Origin of the sequence: Streptomyces sp. SAJ15, assembly GCF_007595705.1 — a bacterium.
Classification (GTDB): domain Bacteria; phylum Actinomycetota; class Actinomycetes; order Streptomycetales; family Streptomycetaceae; genus Streptomyces.
Genome location: NZ_NISY01000002.1, coordinates 336,154 through 350,911 on the forward strand (window position 1 = coordinate 336,154; position 14,758 = coordinate 350,911).

At 73.6% G+C, this 14,758-nt stretch carries 14 protein-coding genes; 3 read left to right on the forward strand and 11 right to left on the reverse strand.

The features are described 5' to 3' along the window. Positions 1 to 135: 135 nt before the first annotated feature. From CD790_RS06865 to CD790_RS06900, 9 genes are all read right to left on the reverse strand, one after another. Positions 136 to 1,476: a sulfate adenylyltransferase subunit 1 gene (locus CD790_RS06865; RefSeq protein ID WP_144382140.1), complete on the reverse strand. Its 1,341-nt coding sequence runs from the start codon at positions 1,474 to 1,476 to the stop codon at positions 136 to 138. A gap of 2 nt (positions 1,477 to 1,478) precedes the next feature. Beyond that, positions 1,479 to 2,414 (reverse strand): sulfate adenylyltransferase subunit CysD, encoded by a 936-nt coding sequence (gene cysD, locus CD790_RS06870; protein WP_144382141.1) that lies wholly within the window; start codon positions 2,412 to 2,414, stop codon positions 1,479 to 1,481. Continuing rightward, entirely contained in the window at positions 2,411 to 2,944 is a 534-nt protein-coding gene (gene cysC, locus CD790_RS06875; protein ID WP_144382142.1) for an adenylyl-sulfate kinase, read from the reverse strand. The genes cysD and cysC overlap by 4 nt, the downstream gene beginning before the upstream one ends. A 146-nt stretch (positions 2,945 to 3,090) precedes the next feature. Beyond that, a complete protein-coding gene (locus CD790_RS06880) occupies positions 3,091 to 3,792 on the reverse strand; it encodes a phosphoadenylyl-sulfate reductase (RefSeq protein ID WP_144382143.1) in 702 nt (233 codons plus the stop codon). Beyond that, a complete protein-coding gene (locus tag CD790_RS06885; protein WP_144382144.1) occupies positions 3,789 to 3,968 on the reverse strand; it encodes a hypothetical protein in 180 nt (59 codons plus the stop codon). Before CD790_RS06885 ends, CD790_RS06880 begins: the two co-directional genes overlap by 4 nt. Before the next feature lie 133 nt (positions 3,969 to 4,101). Then, positions 4,102 to 5,796 carry a nitrite/sulfite reductase gene (locus CD790_RS06890; protein ID WP_144382145.1) on the reverse strand — a complete coding sequence of 565 codons (1,695 nt, stop codon included), beginning with the start codon at positions 5,794 to 5,796 and terminating at the stop codon, positions 4,102 to 4,104. Between the two features lie 187 nt (positions 5,797 to 5,983). Then, the gene (locus tag CD790_RS36770; protein ID WP_399217235.1) at positions 5,984 to 6,067 is read right to left on the reverse strand and encodes a putative leader peptide; all 84 of its coding nucleotides are present in this window, start codon (positions 6,065 to 6,067) and stop codon (positions 5,984 to 5,986) included. Positions 6,068 to 6,159: 92 nt separating this feature from the next. Continuing rightward, on the reverse strand, positions 6,160 to 6,699 hold the full coding sequence (locus CD790_RS06895; RefSeq protein WP_144382146.1) for a GNAT family N-acetyltransferase: 540 nt from the start codon (positions 6,697 to 6,699) through the stop codon (positions 6,160 to 6,162). Then, the gene (locus CD790_RS06900; RefSeq protein ID WP_260867391.1) at positions 6,696 to 7,913 is read right to left on the reverse strand and encodes a helix-turn-helix domain-containing protein; all 1,218 of its coding nucleotides are present in this window, start codon (positions 7,911 to 7,913) and stop codon (positions 6,696 to 6,698) included. Before CD790_RS06900 ends, CD790_RS06895 begins: the two co-directional genes overlap by 4 nt. 305 nt (positions 7,914 to 8,218) lie before the next feature. Here CD790_RS06900 and CD790_RS06905 point away from each other — a divergent pair, with 305 nt between their 5' ends. From CD790_RS06905 to CD790_RS06915, 3 genes are all read left to right on the forward strand, one after another. Next, the gene (locus CD790_RS06905) at positions 8,219 to 9,334 is read left to right on the forward strand and encodes a YihY/virulence factor BrkB family protein (protein ID WP_144382147.1); all 1,116 of its coding nucleotides are present in this window, start codon (positions 8,219 to 8,221) and stop codon (positions 9,332 to 9,334) included. 272 nt (positions 9,335 to 9,606) lie between these two features. Continuing rightward, on the forward strand, positions 9,607 to 10,725 hold the full coding sequence (gene rsgA, locus CD790_RS06910) for a ribosome small subunit-dependent GTPase A (protein WP_144382708.1): 1,119 nt from the start codon (positions 9,607 to 9,609) through the stop codon (positions 10,723 to 10,725). A 110-nt stretch (positions 10,726 to 10,835) separates the two neighbouring features. Further along, on the forward strand, positions 10,836 to 12,269 hold the full coding sequence (locus tag CD790_RS06915; protein ID WP_144382148.1) for an NAD(P)/FAD-dependent oxidoreductase: 1,434 nt from the start codon (positions 10,836 to 10,838) through the stop codon (positions 12,267 to 12,269). Between the two features lie 109 nt (positions 12,270 to 12,378). Here the strand turns inward: CD790_RS06915 and CD790_RS06920 are convergent, their stop codons facing one another. Next, positions 12,379 to 12,861, reverse strand: a complete 483-nt coding sequence (locus CD790_RS06920) for a DUF456 domain-containing protein (RefSeq protein ID WP_144382149.1) — start codon at positions 12,859 to 12,861, stop codon at positions 12,379 to 12,381. A 218-nt stretch (positions 12,862 to 13,079) separates the two neighbouring features. Continuing rightward, the gene (locus CD790_RS06925) at positions 13,080 to 14,066 is read right to left on the reverse strand and encodes a helix-turn-helix domain-containing protein (protein WP_144382150.1); all 987 of its coding nucleotides are present in this window, start codon (positions 14,064 to 14,066) and stop codon (positions 13,080 to 13,082) included. Between the last annotated feature and the right edge of the window lie 692 nt (positions 14,067 to 14,758).

Below are 14,758 nucleotides of genomic sequence, written 5' to 3' on the forward strand. Positions count from 1 at the left end.
AGCGGGTGTCGTGGGCTGGGGATGCGGACGCGTCAGCGCCCACATCGGCCCACCCCTCCCTGGCCGCTGCCGAGCGTGCCGCTGCCGACGCGGCCGCCCTCCTTGGCGAACGTGGCGAACACATCACCGGTCATGTCAGAAGTCCCACCCTTCGTCGGGCCGCGCGGCGTCCTCGACGGTGGGGGTGGCGAAGGAGTCGCCCGCCATGCCGGCGGTACGGGTGGTCCCGTCGGCCGGGTCGATCAGGAGGAAGGACCCGGTGCGCCGGGAGTCCGCGTACGCGTCCAGGGCCAGCGGCTCGGCGGTGCGCACCGTCACCCGGCCGATGTCGTTGGCGCCGAGCTCGCCGGGCGCCGGGTGCTGGGAGAGGTCGTCCAGGGTGAGCCGGGAGGGGATGTCCTTGACGATCGCCTTCACGGTGCGGGTGGTGTGCTTGAGCAGCACCCGGTCGCCGACCCGCAGCGGCCGGTCGTGCAGATGGCAGACGGTGGCCTCGACGTCCCGGGTGGTGGCGGGCGCCTGCGCGCCGGGGGCGATCAGGTCGCCGCGGGAGATGTCGAGGTCGTCGGCGAGCCGCAGCGTCACCGACTGCGGGGCCCAGGCCACGTCCACCGCCTGACCGAGCGCGTCGATGCCCACGATGGTGCTGGTGCGGCCCGAGGGCAGCACGGTGACCGCGTCGCCGGTGCGCAGCACGCCGGAGGCGATCTGGCCCGCGTATCCGCGGTAGTCGGGGTGTTCGGCGGTCTGCGGACGGATGACGTACTGGACCGGGAAGCGGGCCGGGTCGGCCGAGGGGTCCGCGCCCACCGGGACCGTCTCCAGGTGCTCCAGGACGGTCGGCCCGCCGTACCAGTCCATGTTCGCGGAGGCGGTCACCACGTTGTCCCCGGCCAGGGCGGAGATCGGGATGGCGGTGACCTCCGGTATGCCCAGCGAGGCGGCGTATCCGGTGAACTCCTCGGCGATGGCGGCGAAGACCGGCTCGGCGTAGTCGACCAGGTCCATCTTGTTGACCGCCAGGACGACGTGCGGAACGCGCAGCAGCGCGGCGACGGCGGCGTGCCGGCGGGTCTGCTCGACCACGCCGTTGCGGGCGTCCACCAGCACCACGGCGAGTTCGGCGGTGGAGGCGCCGGTGACCATGTTGCGGGTGTACTGCACATGGCCCGGGGTGTCGGCCAGGATGAACCGCCGCCGGGGGGTGGCGAAGTACCGGTAGGCCACGTCGATGGTGATGCCCTGCTCGCGCTCGGCGCGCAGACCGTCGGTGAGCAGCGCGAGGTCCGGCGCGGCGGCGCCGCGGCGGCGCGAGGCGTGCTCGACGGCCTCCAACTGGTCGGCCAGCACGGACTTGGAGTCGTGCAGCAGCCGGCCCACCAGCGTGGACTTGCCGTCGTCGACCGATCCGGCGGTGGCGAACCGCAGCAGCGAGGTGGCGTTGGCCTCGGCGGTGGTGATGGTGCTCGTGTTCATGCTTAGAAGTACCCCTCGCGCTTGCGGTCCTCCATGGCGGCCTCGGAGAGCTTGTCGTCCGCGCGGGTGGCGCCCCGCTCGGTCAGCCGGGAGGCGGCGATCTCCTCGATGACCTGCTCGATGGTCACGGCGTCGGACTCGACGGCGCCGGTGCAGGACATGTCGCCGACGGTGCGGTAGCGGACCAGCCGGGTCTCCACCCGCTCGCCCTCCTTGGGGCCGCCCCACTCGCCCGGCGCCAGCCACATGCCGCCGCGGGAGAACACCTCGCGCTCGTGCGCGTAGTAGATCCCCGGGAGTTCGATCTTCTCGCGGCCGATGTACTGCCACACGTCCAGCTCGGTCCAGTTGGACAGCGGGAAGACCCGGACGTGCTCGCCGGGGGAGTGCCGGCCGTTGTACAGCTGCCACAGCTCGGGGCGCTGCCGCCGTGGGTCCCAGCCGCCGAACTCGTCGCGCAGCGAGAACACCCGCTCCTTGGCGCGCGCCTTCTCCTCGTCGCGGCGCCCGCCGCCGAAGACGGCGTCGAACCGGTTCTTCTCGATGGCGTCCAGCAGCGGGACGGTCTGCAGCGGGTTGCGGGTGCCGTCGGGGCGCTCGCGCAGCCGGCCGTCGTCGATGAACTCCTGCACGGAGGCGACGTGCAGCCGCAGTCCGTGCTCGGCGACCGTCCGGTCGCGGTAGGCCAGCACCTCGGGGAAGTTGTGCCCGGTGTCCACGTGCAGCAGCGAGAAGGGCAGCGGCGCCGGGGCGAACGCCTTGAGCGCCAGGTGCAGCATGACGATGGAGTCCTTGCCGCCGGAGAACAGGATCACCGGCCGCTCGAACTCGCCCGCCACCTCGCGGAAGATGTGCACCGCCTCGGACTCCAGGGCGTCCAGGTGCGACAGCGCGTACGGGGTGTCGGCGCCCTCGTTGGTCAGACTCAACAGGCTCATGCCAGGCCCCTCTCCGTCAGCAGCGCGTGCAGCGCGTCCGCCGATTCCGCCACGGTCTGGTGCTGCGACTCGATGCGCAGGTCCGGGGCCTGGGGCGGCTCATACGGATCGTCGACGCCCGTCAGCCCGGAGATCTCGCCGGCCGCCTGCTTGGCGTACAGCCCCTTGACGTCGCGCGCCGAGCACACCTCCACCGGGGTGGCCACATGCACCTCCAGATACGCGGTGCCCGCCGCCTGGTGGCGCGTGCGCACCGCCTCGCGGCTGTCCGCGTACGGGGCGATGACCGGCACCAGGGTCTTGACGCCGTTGCTGGCCAGCAACTCGGCCACGAAGCCGATGCGTTGGACGTTGGTGTCGCGGTCGTCGCGGCTGAAGCCGAGGCCCGCGGAGAGGAAGGTGCGGATCTCGTCGCCGTCCAGCACCTCCACCCGATGCCCCTCGTCGCGCAGCCGGTCGGCCAGCGCGTACGCGATGGTCGTCTTGCCCGCGCTGGGTAGACCGGTGAGCCAAATCGTGGCGCCCGTCACGTGAGTTCTCCCGCCATTTCTCCCCGGGGTATAGCCCCCAGGCCCCCTGTGAGTCCTACCAGGGGAATGGTTGTCTGGGGCAACCCCTGGCTCCCCCAGTGCGCTGTCAGGGGCCGCCGTCCGGACCCCGGATTCTTGGAGTCCGGTCATGTGTGCAGCCCGCATTCGATCTTTCCGCGGCCGGCCCAGCGGCCCGCGCGGGAGTCCTCGCCCGGCAGCACCCGCCGGGTGCACGGCGCACAGCCCACCGAGGCGTATCCGTCCATCAGCAGCGGGTTGGTGAGCACGCCGTGCTCGGCGACGTACGCGTCCACATCGGCCTGTGTCCACCGCGCTATCGGGGAGACCTTGACCTTGCCCCGTCGGGCGTCCCAGCCCACGACCGGGGTGCCCGCCCGGGTGGGCGCCTCGTCCCGGCGCAGCCCGGTGGCCCATGCGTCATACCCGGCCAGGCCCTCCTCCAACGGCCCGACCTTGCGCAGGGCGCAGCACAGATCGGGGTCGCGCTCGTGCAGCCGCGGACCGTACTCGGCGTCCTGCTCGGCCACGGTCTGTCGGGGGGTGAGTGTGATCACGTTGACATCGAGCACCGTGGCGACCGCGTCCCGGGTGCCGATGGTCTCCGGGAAGTGGTAGCCGGTGTCCAGGAACACGACGTCGACGCCGGGGAAGGCGCGGGAGGCCAGGTGTGCCACGACCGCGTCCTCCATCGACGAGGTCACACAGAAGCGGGGGCCGAAGGTGTCGGCCGCCCAGCGCAGGATGTCCAGCGCCGGGGCCTCCTCCAACTCCCGGCCCGCCCGCTCGGCCAGCGTCGCCAGCTCTCCGGTATCCGGTCCGTCCGTCATGTCGCACCCTCTCCACCGTCGTCGCGCCGAAGCCCACGGGTCAGCAGCCCGAGGAACTTCAGTTGGAAGGCCCGGTTGCACGCCGCGCATTCCCAGGCGCCATGGCCCTGCTCGCTCGGCCGCAGGTCCTCGTCGCCGCAGTACGGGCAGTAGAACGGGGCCGCGCGCTCGCTCATGAAGCCTCCTGGCCAGCCGGCGGCTCGACCCTCGGGGCGGGGCCGCGGGCGTGGCCCTCGACCGCGGGTCGGTGGTCCTTGGCCGCGCGTCGGTGGTCCGTCCCCGCGGGTCGGCGGCCCGGGTCCGCGGCGCTCATGCGAGATCCTCCTCGGAGGCGCGGGCCGCCCAGGTGGCGAACCGCTCGCCGTCCGCCCGCTGCTCCTGGAAGCGGCGCAGCACCCGCTCGACGTAGTCGGGGAGTTCGGCGGAGGTGACCTTCAGCCCGCGGACCTTGCGGCCGAAGCCCGGATCCAGGCCGAGGGCGCCCCCCAGGTGTACCTGGTACCCCTCGACCTGGCGACCCTCGTCGTCCAGGACCAACTGCCCCTTGAGACCGATGTCCGCCACCTGGATACGGGCGCAGGCGTTCGGGCAGCCGTTGATGTTGATGGTGACCGGCTCGTCGAAGTCCGGCAGCCGCCGTTCCAGCTCGTCGATGAGCGAGGCGCCGCGCCCCTTCGTCTCCACGATGGCCAGCTTGCAGAACTCGATCCCGGTGCAGGCCATGGTGCCGCGCCGGAAGGGTGACGGGGTGACCCGCAGATCCAGCGCCTCCAGCGCGGCCACCAGCGACTCGACGCGGTCCGGCGCGACATCGAGCACGATCATCTTCTGCTCGACGGTGGTGCGCAGCCGGTCCGAGCCGTGCGCCGCCGCCAGCTCGGCGATCTTGGTGAGGGTGGCGCCGTCGACGCGCCCGACCCGGGGCGCGAAGCCCACGTAGAACCGGCCGTCCCGCTGTCGGTGCACGCCGACGTGGTCGCGCCAGCGGGCCACCGGCTGCTCCGGCGCCGGCCCGTCGACGAGCGGGCGCGACAGGTACTCCTCCTCCAATACCCGGCGGAACTCGGCCGCGCCCCAGTCGGCGACCAGGAACTTCAGCCGGGCGCGGTTGCGCAGCCGCCGGTACCCGTAGTCGCGGAAGATCGAGATGATGCCCTCGTAGACGTCCGGCACCTCCTCCAGCGGCACCCAGGCGCCCAGCCGGACCCCGAGCTTGGGGTTGGTGGAGAGCCCGCCGCCCACCCAGACGTCGAAGCCGGGGCCGTGCTCGGGGTGGCGCACGCCGACGAAGGCGACGTCGTTGATCTCGTGCGCCACGTCCAGCAGCGGCGAGCCGGAGACCGCGGACTTGAACTTGCGCGGCAGGTTGGAGAACTCCCTGTTGCCGACGATGCGACGGTTGATCTCCTCGATGGCGGGGGTGCCGTCGATGATCTCGTCCTCGGCGATCCCGGCCACCGGGGAGCCCAGGACCACCCGGGGGGTGTCGCCGCAGGCCTCGGTGGTGGACAGGCCCACCGCCTCCAGCCGGCGCCAGATCTCCGGCACGTCCTCGATCCGGATCCAGTGGTACTGCACGTTCTGCCGGTCGGTGATGTCCGCGGTGCCGCGCGCGAACTCCTCGGAGATCTCGCCGATGACCCGCAGCTGATGGGTGGTCAGCCGGCCGCCGTCGATCCGCACCCGGAGCATGAAGTACTCGTCGTCCAGCTCCTCCGGCGGCAACACCGCGGTCTTGCCGCCGTCGATGCCGGGCTTGCGCTGGGTGTACAGCCCCCACCAGCGCATCCGGCCGCGCAGATCGGCGGGGTCGATGGAGTCGAAGCCCCGGTGCGCGTAGATCGTCTCAATGCGTGTCCGCACATTGAGACCGTCATCGTCCTTCTTGAACTGCTCGTTGGCGTTGAGCGGGGTGAAGTGGCCGACGGCCCACTGACCCTCGCCACGGTGGCGCCCCGCCTTGCGGCGGGACGCGGCGGGAGACGGCTTCGGGGTGTCGGCCATGGCGGTACGTCCTCCGGGACCTGCGGATGCGGCTGTGACCCGCTCGGGGAGCGCGCGGCAGGGCGCGACGGGCGGGTGTCACGTGCGAGAAAAAGGGAGAAAGGGGGAGAAACTGCCCTGAAGGGCGCAGGAAGGCTGGGAGATCGCGGCGGTGTCGAGGCTGAGCTGCGGGACGGCGCCGGGACGGTCAGCGCGCCGGACAGATGGCGCTGGACATGCGGCCTAGGTCGACGTGTCGCCGACTCACCAAGGCAATTCCAGCTCGCTGCATGACGGAAGCGTGGCACGGCCCTCTTCGGAGCGTCCACCGCCATCCATTATGTGGACAACACTGTCCCGAATCTCGGGACAGCGTGTCGTCGCTCACGGGCTGGGCTGGGTCTCGACCTTGGTGTCGAAGAGGCGGAAGCCGCGCCGCCGGTAGTTGTCGAGCGCGTGCGGGCCGTCGAGGCTGCAGGTGTGCAGCCACACCCGCTTGGTCGGCTCCCGGTCGGGCCACCGCTCGGCCAGGTCCCAGGCGCGCGCGGTGCCGAAGCTCAGCAGGTGTCCGCCGATGCGGCGGCCGCGGAAGTCGGGCAGCAGACCGAAGTACACGATCTCCACCACGCCGTCGTCCTGCGGGTCCAGCTCGACATAGCCGGCCGGGGTGCCGCGCTCGTACGCCACCCAGGTCTCCGCCGCGGGCCGCTCGACCACCTCCCGCCACTGCTCCCGGCTCCACGGCAGCCGGTCATGCCAGGAGATGTCCGAGCCCACCGCCGTGTACAGGAAGCGGCTGAGCTCGGGGCTGGGTATCTCCGCCCGCACGATGCGCACCCCGGCGGACTCCGGCGGTCGCTGCGCGGGCCTGAGGTCCTCGGGCGAGGTCTGCTCCAGGGACCAGGTGGTCACGGTGATCGTCATGCCCCCACCCAATCACGCCGGGCCGCCAACACCGCCGGGGCCGTGGACGCGGGGAGCAGGTCCGCCGGGTGGTCGGGCCGCAGCACCTCCACGCTCACGTTGTCGGCGAAACGGTACGGACGGTGTGCCAGCACGCCGCCGACCGTGCGGCGCAGCCGGGACATCTCCGCCCGCACCGTGACCACCCGCCGCGGATCGCCGAAGAGGTCCTGCGCCAGCTGGGCGGCGCTCCGCCCGTCCGGGTGCAGGGCGAGCACCAGCAGCAGCTCGGTGTGGCGCGGGCTCAGCTCGTGCGACCAGCTGCCGACCGCGCCGCCGACGGTGACCGTCCACGAGCGGGCACCCGTCACGTCGAGCACCACCCGGCTGGGCGCCGTCGGGCCCTGCGTCCCCACCCGCACCAGCCAGCCGCCCGGCAGCGGCTCCATCGTGCACGAGCCCAGCGACGGCAGCCACACCGTCCCGGCCTGCGGGGAGCGGGGGAGCGGCACCCGGTCCGGCGGGACCATGCCGGTCGCCGCGGCCGGCCAGCCGGACGCGTCCACCGCCAGCGCGGCGCCGTCCAGCCGGGCGAGCACGGGCGCCGCGATGCTCCGCAGCCGGTTGACCGACTCCCAGTGCCGGGCCCGCAGCTCTCCTTCGGCGACCCGGGTGATGGCGGTGACCAGCGCCAGCGTCGAGGGGTGGGCGAGCGACGCCGGGCTGGTCACGTTGACCACGCCCAGCAGCCTGCCGTCCCGCGGGTCGTGCAGCGGCGCGGCCGCGCAGTCCAGCGTGCGCAGCGCCGTGACGTAGTGCTCCTCGGCGTGAACGCGCTCCGGGCGGCGGGTCGCCAGCGCCGCCGCGATCCCGTTGGTGCCGGCCGACTCCTCGCCCCAGTAGGCCCCCTCCGCCAGCTCCAGCCGCTCCGCGCTGCGTCGCAGCTGCCGGCTGCCCTCCTGCCACAGCACCCAGCCCTGGGCGTCGGTGACCAGCAGCACATGCCGCTCGTCCTCCAGCACCGCGCGCAGCCCCTCCCGGACCACCGGCATCAGCTCCGCCAGCGGCGAGCCCTGCCGGCGGGTGACGATCTGGTCGGTGGAGAGCGGGCGGGCCGGCCGCCCCACGTCGGGGTCGACGCCGTGGCGCAGGGACCGCAGCCACGATGCCGCGATCATCGGACGCGCGGGCGCCGGGGCAGGGAAGGACACGGGGTCGGCTGTTCTGGGATGCACGCTCTCATGGTGCCGTCGACGGGGCACTCCGTGCCGCCCATCGACAGGATCCGTTGCAACGCGTCGCAACGTTTGCGGACAGGTGCGCCGGACACGGACAGTGGACGTCAGCGCGGAGAGTGGTGCCGAGTCGGCGCGGCATCACTCTCCGCCATCGTTTGCGGTGGTCTCCCGTGGGCCTGTTGCTCCGCCCGGCGGACCGCGGACCACCGCGGCGGTCGCCGACGCGGCGGCGGAGTCCCACCTTCTGGCGCCACGCCAGTAGTGGTCAAAAGGTGCGCGCGGGCACGACTACGGTTAGAAGTGTGCAGCCTGCAAACGAACCACCAGCGGAACCGGCGCCGGAGCGGCCCTCCAGTCGCCTGCGCAGGGCCCGCGCCCTCTACCGCAACGTGTCGAAGCGTCGTATGGCGTGGCTGCTGCTGAAGGACACCGTGAACTCCTGCGTGGAGTACCGGGTCACCGGCCTCGCCGCCGAGGCCGCCTTCTTCACCCTGCTGTCGCTGCCCCCGCTGCTGCTGGGCCTGATCGGTCTGATCGGCTACGTGGACGCGTGGACCGACAGCCAGATGGTCGCCACGCTGCGGCAGAACATCCTCGACGCCTCCGGCACCGTGCTCTCCGACAAGGGCGTCAACGAGATCGCCAAGCCGCTGCTGGACGACGTCACCGAGGGCGGTCGCCCCGACGTCATCTCGCTCGGCTTCGGCATCGCCCTGTGGTCCGGCTCCCGCGCGGTCAACGTGTTCGTCGACACCATCACCATCATGTACGGGCTCGAAGGCCGCCGCGGCATCGTCAAGACCCGGCTGCTGGCGTTCCTGCTCTACCTCGTCGCCCTGGTCGTCGGCGCGATCGCGCTGCCACTGATGCTCATCGGCCCGGAGACGGTGGTCGACATCGTGCCCTGGAGCACCGACCTCGTCCGGGTGCTCTACTGGCCCGTCGTCATCCTGCTCTCGGTGGCCTTCCTGACCACGCTGTACCACGTGTCGGTGCCGGTGCGCTCGCCCTGGCCGGAGGACATCCCCGGCGCGCTGGTCGCCCTCACCATGTGGGTGCTGGGCAGCTTCCTGCTGCGCATCTACCTCACGCACACGGTGGAGGGGCCGACCATCTACGGCTCCCTGGCCGCGCCCGTCGCGGTGCTGCTGTGGATCGGCGTCTCCGCCTTCGCGGTGCTGGTCGGCGCCGCGGTCAACGCCGCGATCGACCGGGTCTGGCCGTCGGTCGCCACCGCCGCCGCCCGCGCGGAGCGGGCGGCACTGGAGCGGGAGCGGGCGCGCGTCGAGGCGGAGCTGCACGGGGCGCAGGAGTACGGCCCGGAGGACATGCCCTCGGAGTTCCCCGAGCGCTGGGCCCAGTTCCTGCCCCCGGAGGACCTGCGTTCGCGGCTGCGACACGGCCAGGAAAAGGAGTAGCGCGACCCGACGGCGGCGGCTACGGTCGACTCCGTCCGAGGCCGACGTGGCCTGCCGGGACCTGAGACCCTACGCGAGCCGACGCCGGCTCCGGGACCGCTGGGAGGTGGAGACCGTGATGACGAAGACGGTTGCCGTCATGGGTGTCGCCCGCACCCGCCAGCTCACCTCTCCCACTCCTGTGGTCCCCGACTGACGCCTCGCCCCGTCGAGCCCCAGCGCGAACAGGCGCGCGCCCGACCGAGGCCCGGGACCACTCTTCCGAAGGGTCGATCCCGTTGTTTCCGCTGCTGTCTCATCTCACTCCCGCGCACCCCTTCCACGGCTACGGCTGGGACCAGGGCTTCGCGGAGTCCTTCGCCGACTGTGTCGAAGGGGACCGGAGCCTGACGCCCGCGCGCATCGTCCGCGTCGACCGCGGACGGTGCGATCTGGTGGTGCCCGACGGCGCCGGCGTCCGCACCGTGCGCGCCGACGCCGCGCCGGTCGCCACCGGCGATCCGCTGGCCATCATGTGCACCGGCGACTTCGCCGCCGTCGACCTCGACCAGGGGTGTGTACGGGCCCTGCTGCCACGCCGCACCGCCTTCGTGCGCTCCACCAGCTCCAAGCGCTCCGAGGGCCAGATCCTGGCCGCCAACGTCGACCAGGCGGTGATCGCGGTGTCCCTCGCCGCCGAACTCGACCTCGGCCGGATCGAGCGGTTCCTCGCCCTCGCCTGGGAGTCCGGCGCCCAGCCGCTGGTCGTCCTGACCAAGGCCGACCTGGTGCCCGACCCCCACACGCTGTCTCACCTGGTCTCGGATGTCGAGACGGTGGCCCCGGGTGTCCAGGTGCTGCCGGTCAGCGCGGCGACCGGCGACGGCGTCGACGTGCTCGCCGCCCAGCTGGTCTCCGGCACCTCCGTGCTGCTCGGCCAGTCGGGCGCGGGCAAGTCCACCCTCGCCAACGCGCTGCTGGGCGAGGTGGTCCAGGACGTCCAGACGACCCGCGACGTCGACGGCAAGGGCCGGCACACCACCACCACGCGCGATCTGCTGCCGTTGCCCTGGGGTGGCGTGCTCATCGACACTCCCGGGCTGCGCGGCGTCGGACTCTGGGACGCCGAGGAGGGCCTCTCCCAGGTGTTCTCCGAGGTCGAGGCGCTCGCCGAGGACTGCCGCTTCCACGACTGCGCGCACCACGGCGAGCCCGGCTGCGCCGTGCTCGCCGCCGTCGCCGACGGCACCCTCCCGGAGCGCCGGCTGGACAGCTACCGCAAGCTGCTGCGGGAGAACCAGCGGCTCGCCGCCCGTACGGACGCCCGGCTGCGGGCCGAGATCCGGCGGGACTGGAAGCAGAAGCAGGCACTGGGCCGGCACATGTTGGAGCGCAAGGGACGCGGGCGGTAGCCCGCGCCGGAGCGGCGGCCGTCGGCGCGTCCGGCGGCCGCCGCTCCGCACGCCCTCCCCGGGGCGGTGCCGTGTGGCCGGTGCCCCCGCTCCGGGGAAGGATGGCCACCATGACTGCCGATGCGTACGACATCGTGGTGCTGGGGGCCGGACCGACCGGGGAGAACCTGGCGGACCGCACCCGCGCGGCCGGGCTCACGACCGTGATCGTGGAGAGCGAACTGGTCGGGGGTGAGTGCTCGTACTGGGCCTGCATGCCCAGCAAGGCGCTGCTGCGGCCGGTCACCGCGCGGGCCGACGCGCGGCGGGTGCCCGGGCTGCGCGGGCTGGTGGCCGGCCCGTTGGAGACGCCCGCCGTGCTCGCCCACCGGGACGCGTACGTCTCGCACTGGAAGGACGACGGCCAGGTCGCCTGGCTGGAGTCGGTCGGCATCGACCTCGTCCGCGGCCACGGACGGCTGGACGGGCCGCGCCGGGTCGTGGTGGACGGGCCGGACGGCGAGCGACGCGAGCTGACCGCGCGGCACGCGGTCGCGGTCTGCACCGGCAGCCGAGCCGCCGTTCCCGACCTGCCCGGCCTCGCCGCCGCCCGACCCTGGACCAGCCGCGAGGCCACCAGCGCGCCGGCCGTTCCGCAGCGGCTGGCGGTGGTCGGCGGCGGTGTGGTCGCCGTGGAGATGGCCACCGCCTGGCGCGCCCTCGGCGCGGCCGTGACCCTGCTGGTGCGGGGCGGCGGACTGCTGCCCCGCATGGAGCCCTTCGCGGGGCGGCTGGTCGCGGAGGCCCTCGCCGAGGCCGGCGTCGACGTCAGGACGCACACCTCCGTGACCGAGGTGCGGCGGAACGGCTCGGCGGACGGGCCGGTGACCCTCACCCTGGACGACGGCGGGCGGCTGGCGGTCGACGAGGTGCTCTTCGCCACCGGCCGCGCGCCCCGCACCGACGACATCGGCCTGGAGACCGTCGGCCTGACGCCGGGCGACTGGCTGGAGGTGGACGACAGCTGCCGCGTACGGGCGGTCGGCGACGGCTGGCTGTACGCCGCCGGAGACGTCAACCACCGGGCCCTGATGACTCATCAGGGCAAGTACCAGGCCCGCATCGCGGGGGCGGCCATCGGCGCCCGGGCGCGCGGCGCGGAGGAGCAGACCGGTCGGTGGGGCGCGCACGCCGCCACCGCCGACCTCGCCGCCGTCCCACAGGTGGTCTTCACCGACCCCGAGGCGGCCTCCGTCGGGCTCACCGCCGCCGAGGCCGAGCGCCAGGGCCGTCGGGTGCGGGTGGTCGACCACGACCTCGCCCAGGTGGCGGGCGCCGGCCTGTACGCCGACGGCTATCGCGGACAGGCCCGCATCGTCGTCGACGAGGACCGCGGCCACCTGGTCGGCGCCACCTTCGTGGGCCCGGGGATCGGCGAGCTGCTGCACTCCGCCACGGTGGCCGTGGCCGGCGAGGTCCCCGTCGAGCGCCTCTGGCACGCCGTGCCGGCGTACCCGACCATCAGCGAGGTATGGCTGCGACTGCTGGAGGGCTACCGGGGCTAGGGCGGCCCGGCGCGGTCGGGACGGCCGCTGGGCGCGGTGGGGGCGCCCGCCGGGGTCGAGGCCGGCGCGCCAGGGAAACGGCTCGCGGCGGCGCCCACGGGCGCCGCCGCTAACCACGGATGACGGCGCCCAGCCAGGCCCCCGCCACGATGAGGCAGGCGCAGAGCTCCACCAGCACGCTGGTGCCGATCGCCCGCATCACCGTCCGGGTGGAGGCCCACGCCTCGCCGTGACCGCCCAGCCGCTGCCGCTCCGCTCCGTAGATCCCGGCGACGAAGCCGACCGGAGCGCCGACCAGGGGGATGACGAAGAACCCGACGATCCCGGCGACCCCGGCCAGCAGGAAGGTGCGCCGGGTGATGCCCGCCCCGTGCATCCGCCGGGCGGGCAGCAGCCACTTCACGGCCTGGTTGAGCAACAGCACGGCGGTCGCCACCGCGAGCACGCCCCAGGCGAGCCGGGTGGTCTCGGTCAGCGCCCACCACGCCACGGCCGCCCACACGATGGGTGGCCCCGGGATGCCCGGTACGACCACTCCGATCAGGCCGAGCAGCATCACCAGGCCGCACAGGATCAGCTGCCACGTCCCCATGACCCAAGCCTGCCGGAAGCCGCCGGTGCCCGCGCGGGGGCGCCGCGCGCGTCGCGGGTCACTCGGGCGGGCTCCAGCGCGGGCGCGCGGGTGCCTGGGGCTTCAGGGCCACCGCCGTCGGAGCGGATGCGGGCGGGGCGGTACGGGGAGCCGGCGCCTCGTCAGTTCCTCGGGAGGCGCGGCGCGGCGGGCCGCGTCGTGTCCGCCCGCGCCGCGCGTCAACCGGTGTCCGGGCGCTCCCTCGGGGCCTCACCGGGGCGGGAGATCCACCCGCGTTCGTAGGCGTGCCAGCCGAGCTGGAGTCGGGTGGCCACACCCACCAGCTCCATCAGGCGCTTGACGCGGCGTTGGACGGTGCGGAGCCCCAGGTCCAACTGTTTGGCCGTGCTGGCGTCGGTCAGCCCCATCAGTAGCAGCGAGAGGATCCGCAGGTCGGTGGCGTCCGGACGGGCGGCGTCCGGGTCGGGCGCGGCACCGGTGAGGGTGGGCAGCGGCACGGCCTCCCGCCAGACCGCCTCGAAGAGCGCCGCCAAAGCGTCCAGCAGGCCGCTCGCGTGCACCACGAGGGCCACCGGGCCGCTGGCGCGGTCGGTCAGCGGAATGAGGGCGAGCGAACGATCCGCGATCATCAGATCGGTCGGCACCCGGTCGGTGACTCGCAGCCGGTGTCCCGCGCCGGCGCGGTCCAGCCCGCCGGGCGCCATCGCGTCGCCCAGGCCGTCCCGTTCGATGACGGCCCGGTGGGCTACCCCCTCGGTCACGGGCGGCAGCGGCCCGGGCGCCCGCCCGGAGACCAGGCTGCACACCTCCGTGGCGGCCGTCAGCCGGAGTTGGCGGAAGCGTTGCGCGACGGGCCCGGTGCCGGACACCACCTCCAACACCTCCGGGCCACCCGTCCCGGCGAGCTCCGCGCGGTACTCCTTGTCGAGCAGCGCCGCCGCCCGCTCCGCACGCGCCAACTCATGGCGCTGCCGGCTGAGTAGCGCGCCCAGCGCCACACCCGGTGGCGCCGCGACCCAGCGACCCGGCCGGGCCGGCGACCGCGCGGCCAACCCCTGGCGCTCCAGGCGGCGCAGAGCGCGTACGGCCTCCTCCTCCGGGAGGGTGAGCCGACCCGCCAGATCGGCGACCTCGGCGGAACCGAGCGCGACCAGCGCGCGATACGCAGATTCCTGCGCCTCGTCCAGACCAATGGCACTGAGCACGTGACATCCCCTCCCCGCATGTCCCGCGTTTGGCGCAACATACTCGCACCGCCGGGCGTGTACCGCAGGAGGGTGGTGCTGGCGGAGCGCTGTTCCCGAATGGGCGGCTCTGTGGACAATTAAGCCTATGACCCAGCAGGGGGACCGGCGCGGCCACGAGGACGACTGGTGGCGTGAGTTGTACGACACCGACGCGGGCGACGTGGGCCCCGCACGGCTCGGCGACACACTGGACGAACGCTTCTACTCCGCCTTCCGCGCGGTCGACCCGCCGCGCGGCAGCCCCCACGGCGTCACCGCGCGACCCACCGGCTCCACGGCCACCGGCCAGCAGGGAACCGGCCCCCCGGGCGCGATGCCCCCCGACGGCGGACGGCAGGGCGAAGGGCGTCAGGGCGGCGGCTCACGACGTGGCGGACTTCCGGAGGGCGGCCGCCACCGCGGCAGCGGTCCCCCCGAGAGCGCCTCCCACGGCGACCCCCCGTACGGCAGCACCGGCCCTTCGTGTCCCACCTCCGGCACCTCCGGGCCCACCGGACCGTCCCATCCCACGCCGGCGCGCGCCGTACCGCCCGGCGCCGTCCCGCCGCCTCGGCCGGGTGGTGTCCCACCGGGTGGCGCCCCACCGGGTTCGGCCGATCCGGGCGCGGCTGATTCGGGTGGGGGCGGTGCGCGGGGGGCTGCACCGGGTG

Bases quoted from the DNA above. Each gene is read 5' to 3' on its own strand.
- CD790_RS06865 (WP_144382140.1), bottom strand. From the start codon at position 1,476: ATGAACACGAGCACCATCACCACCGCCGAGGCCAACGCCACCTCGCTG.
- cysD (WP_144382141.1), bottom strand. From the start codon at position 2,414: ATGAGCCTGTTGAGTCTGACCAACGAGGGCGCCGACACCCCGTACGCG.
- CD790_RS06880 (WP_144382143.1), bottom strand. From the start codon at position 3,792: ATGACGGACGGACCGGATACCGGAGAGCTGGCGACGCTGGCCGAGCGG.
- CD790_RS06885 (WP_144382144.1), bottom strand. From the start codon at position 3,968: ATGAGCGAGCGCGCGGCCCCGTTCTACTGCCCGTACTGCGGCGACGAG.
- CD790_RS06890 (WP_144382145.1), bottom strand. From the start codon at position 5,796: ATGGCCGACACCCCGAAGCCGTCTCCCGCCGCGTCCCGCCGCAAGGCG.
- CD790_RS36770 (WP_399217235.1), bottom strand. From the start codon at position 6,067: ATGCAGCGAGCTGGAATTGCCTTGGTGAGTCGGCGACACGTCGACCTA.
- CD790_RS06895 (WP_144382146.1), bottom strand. From the start codon at position 6,699: ATGACGATCACCGTGACCACCTGGTCCCTGGAGCAGACCTCGCCCGAG.
- CD790_RS06915 (WP_144382148.1), top strand. From the start codon at position 10,836: ATGACTGCCGATGCGTACGACATCGTGGTGCTGGGGGCCGGACCGACC.
- CD790_RS06920 (WP_144382149.1), bottom strand. From the start codon at position 12,861: ATGGGGACGTGGCAGCTGATCCTGTGCGGCCTGGTGATGCTGCTCGGC.